Below are 4,075 nucleotides of genomic sequence, written 5' to 3' on the forward strand. Positions count from 1 at the left end.
CCATTACTACTGCCTTCATGGTTCGGGACTCACACCCTATAGATTGCACCCATGCCGGGCGCACGAAAAGAGCTGCCTTAAAGACAGCTCTGATCTTCAGCTAACGCACCCGTTAGTTTTAGTGTACCACTTCACAAAGTTACATAGATTTCAACATATATACATTAAAACTTTTCTTACTCACATTTCATTTTATATCATAAAGAATCCTGCCAAGAACAGAAGTTACTCTTTACACACGAATCATCTCATTTAACGCTGTGTTGAACTCCTTGTTATTCTTTTCCACTAAACTCTAAAATATTTAAACCTTCGGATGCTACTGGTGCTTCAAAAAATTTATTAACATGAATAAACACTGCTTCCGTGTCAAAAGCTGCTCTTTCGGGTTGTTCGTTACGCCTTTGTGCAATTTGACGTAAGCATTGCTCGTTATTTAGATTAAGGAAAATTAGTTGATGGTTTGCATTGGCCTCTGACGCCATATCCAAAAACCACTTTCTCAGTTTTTGAGTGTTAGCTGGAAAATCCATCACTACATCTGTACCGACACTTAATATGTTTTGGACATGCTTTTTCACCAATGGCTTGAGCTGCGCTGAGAATTTTAGATAGTCCTCAAATGATGCAATCTGATCGGGATAAAGAGATGAAAGCCATTCATCCTCAGACAACATTACCGCATGTTTATCTATCGCCAATTGTTTTGATTTTGTTGATTTTCCTGCGCCCATTTTTCCACAGAAAAAGTATAGCGTCCCCAATTGTTTCATATTTTTTAACCCCCCGAGCTTATTTTAGTGGTTGTTTCCCACCTTGAAAAATAAGAGAAATTTATGGTTTAGATTCTTCATTAAAATCTTCCTCCTCTTTAAAAATACTACCACAAAATTCTAAACCCTTGTTTAACTAAACTGCCCCGATAGTTCCATTAGAAAAAGGCTGCCGCAGCAACCCCTGTTATTGAAGTAAAGCACCCTATAGTTTAAGTAGAAACCTTCACAATCTCTTCTAAACTTTAACATAATCCAATCCTAAAATGTGTTTTTTCAGAATCTGGTGCAATACAAAAAAGGCGCCTTCTTATTAAAGAAAAGCGCCCTATAATGAACTGTGCCCCATTTTACGGACAGTATAAAAAAGTGCCTAAACGGCTAATAAGTGGTCCAGGTATTGTACCGGGGCCATTTTCATTAGCCCCCATTGGTAACGATGTTCATTATATTCTTCAATAACTCGATCAATTTCTTCCTTCACATCGGTTAAATTAGTACATGTTTTATATTCTGCCAAATCCTTAAAGTGGCCAAAGAAACTTTCCTTTGGCGCATTATCCCAACAGTTTCCCTTGCGGGACATGGATTGGGTTATCCCAAGTTCTTTCACTTTGCGTTGAAATAGCGGATGGGTGTAATGGAACCCCTGGTCAGAATGAAGGATTACTCGGATGGAACTCGTGACACACAGCCTGCTTTAGCTTATTTAAAGTCTCGTAAACGATATCCATTTCTAATGAAGTGGATAAATGGTACGTAACGATTTCTTTTGTGGCGGCATCTTTTACGCAGGATAAATACGCTTTTTGACCTTTCCCATAATAAAGATAGGTAATGTCAGTAAGTAGAACCTTCCCTGGTACCTTCTGATTGAATTTACGATTCAGGAGGTTTGGACAAGTAAGGTGCTCCTTGGTTGCCTTGGCCATTTTCCGATATGGGTTGGCCCTTCTGATTTTCGCTATGAGATTATATTTTGCCATCAACCGTCTAATTTTCTTATGATTCATGATGGCCGAATAATCATTTTCCATAACCATTTTAATCTGGAGGGCTCCTACTTTCTCCTTTTTACTGAGGAATATATTTTTAATTAATTCTATGTCCAAATCATCCTGTTACTCGCGTAGCTCACGGGTTGGAGCTGCCTTTAACCAATCATAGTAGCCATTTCGACTTACACCAGCCAATTTGCATAAATAGGAAACAGCCTTTTTTAACTGGTATCGCCTGATCGTTCTTTCAATCAGATAGAACTTCTCAGCTGCAGCTAGAATTATTTCTTTTTCAACGCCCGCCTTTCTAACTCTTCCAGCTTTTTTAGGAAGTCATTTTCTGCTTCAAGGAATTTGATTCTCGCCTCGGCTTTCCAAAGTTGTTCCTCTACAGACTGAGGCTTGGAAGTGGGGCGTCCTGTACTTCCTTTTCCACGGCGTTCCCGTAAGAAAGCCTTCCTCACCAAACCTTTCAAAGGTACTACGCCAGCGCTGTAGGCAACGTTTGGGTTGTTTCTTTCCAATTACTTCGAGATTAATACCCTGGTCAATGAAAATTTGAGAGGGGGCTTTCCCCTTTTTATATTCCTTAACAGCTGTTGTCTTAAATTCCGGACTATAGGAAATAGATCGCTCGGAAGCACTAATGATATTTGGATTCTTTTCAAGTTCTTTAATCTGGAATTCAGTATATAGATTCTTACTCATAGAAACCCTCCGTCCATACTCATTACATCTATTGAAACATAAAAAAACCCGGATAAGGGACACTTTTTTATGTGTGTCCGTTATCCGGGGTATAGTTCATAATGGAATAACTTTTTATATTCTTTTAAGGTTCCATATTAAATGCTTCACTATAGATTTTACGCAGCTTAGCTGAGTTTTCGTGCCACTTAATTGGATTACCATTGACGATTTGGACCAATACATCCAGACACCTATGCCATCCTGCCGCGGTATTAACTGCCCATGAATCATCGTTAAAAGTATGGGTAAAGATCATTCGACACCCTTTATCCTCTTCCCGCAATAAAATGTTTATCAGATCATCAACTTCACGGAAACCAAATAAATATGGCTTTTCTAACTCTGTAATGGTACCCATATATGTCGTTCCTTCACTGTCTTCGAAGGTAATCTTGCCACCAAGTCTGAGATCCATCTCCCCTGTTGCGAAAGGGTACCATTGGGAGAAGTAACTAGGATTCGTAATGACACGGAAAACATCTTCTGGATTATGAGGGAAAAATCGTTCGAATTTTAAAGCATAACGACCGTTTGACTCATGTAGTGTACCATATTCATTCATCATTTCATCCTCCTTCTTTATATCCTTGAAGTCTTGCTATTCACCACTAATTCAAAAAAACAAATTAAAGTTTGTATAGGCTCAGAAAAAACATCAACAATACGCATATTTGTGTCCATGCTTTTATAGTACCAAACATTTATATAACTAAAAAACAATAATAAAATCATTTTCGTGTTATTCAACAATCTGGCCCGATTGTTGAACACAAGTTAAAAACCTCTCTTCAGCTAAACTGCCCCGTTAGTGCCATAAGAAACTTCTATGGCTGCCAAAGCAACCTTCCTTATTGAAGTAAAGCACCTGTAGTAGCTTAAGAAAACGAATAATTATTTGAGTTTATATCTATATTTATCAAATGCTTTAACTGGAGAGGTTGTTTTATTAAAATAGGTCTCGTCATGATAAGGCAATTCAATGTTATCCCAATCAAAAACAGATGGAACACATGAGATAAACAAATCATATGGTTCATTATCTGAGGTTGATGAAGATAATCTAAATTCCCCGTTGCTTAACGCCATATTAATAGCATCACGAAGTTCCTCTAAAGCAACCCGATTAGCAACAATAAAAGCCTTATCATTCCACATACCTTGTCCATACAAATGACACACGCGGTCTTCCAAATAATAACCATTCTCTATTGTATCTGTCAGTTTTTCAACAACACTTTCCAATGAGTCAATATCTAAATAAGTATCCATTCTACCAACCTCTGCTTCACCTTCACTTCCAAATTGTGAAGTGAATTCATCATACAGTTCGTTATTCTCAATAAAGAGAAACCGTTCAGGTTCATCCCAATTCTCCACTACATAAAAACAGTGAATTAACTTCTCTTCTTTCCTGTAAGTAAAATGGTATATGTTATCATTTAATGCTGCACTATTTTGTAATTCAAAAATGGATTTCTTAGCTTTCTGGAGTTAGTATAGTTTCATGGACACATTTTAGTTAAGTCCTTACAATGATTTTTGAGAGGATGTGTC

Annotated in this window: 3 protein-coding genes and 1 pseudogene; all 4 read right to left on the reverse strand. The window is 37.6% G+C overall.

The genetic code is table 11. The annotated features are described in order from the left end of the window. Positions 1-275: 275 nt before the first annotated feature. A complete protein-coding gene (locus tag ASU00_RS23980) occupies positions 276-773 on the reverse strand; it encodes a P-loop nucleotide/nucleoside kinase family protein (protein WP_057915944.1) in 498 nt (165 codons plus the stop codon). Positions 774-1,146: 373 nt separating this feature from the next. Beyond that, positions 1,147-2,479, reverse strand: a pseudogene (locus tag ASU00_RS24910) (IS3 family transposase). Between the two features lie 124 nt (positions 2,480-2,603). Then, positions 2,604-3,083 carry an SRPBCC family protein gene (locus ASU00_RS23995; protein ID WP_057915945.1) on the reverse strand — a complete coding sequence of 160 codons (480 nt, stop codon included), beginning with the start codon at positions 3,081-3,083 and terminating at the stop codon, positions 2,604-2,606. A 329-nt stretch (positions 3,084-3,412) separates the two neighbouring features. After that, positions 3,413-3,898 carry a hypothetical protein gene (locus ASU00_RS24000; RefSeq protein WP_057915946.1) on the reverse strand — a complete coding sequence of 162 codons (486 nt, stop codon included), beginning with the start codon at positions 3,896-3,898 and terminating at the stop codon, positions 3,413-3,415. Between the last annotated feature and the right edge of the window lie 177 nt (positions 3,899-4,075).

It is taken from the genome of Peribacillus muralis, assembly GCF_001439925.1.
Taxonomy (GTDB): domain Bacteria; phylum Bacillota; class Bacilli; order Bacillales; family DSM-1321; genus Peribacillus; species Peribacillus muralis.

Bases quoted from the DNA above. Each gene is read 5' to 3' on its own strand.
- ASU00_RS23980 (WP_057915944.1), bottom strand. From the start codon at position 773: ATGAAACAATTGGGGACGCTATACTTTTTCTGTGGAAAAATGGGCGCA.
- ASU00_RS23995 (WP_057915945.1), bottom strand. From the start codon at position 3,083: ATGAATGAATATGGTACACTACATGAGTCAAACGGTCGTTATGCTTTA.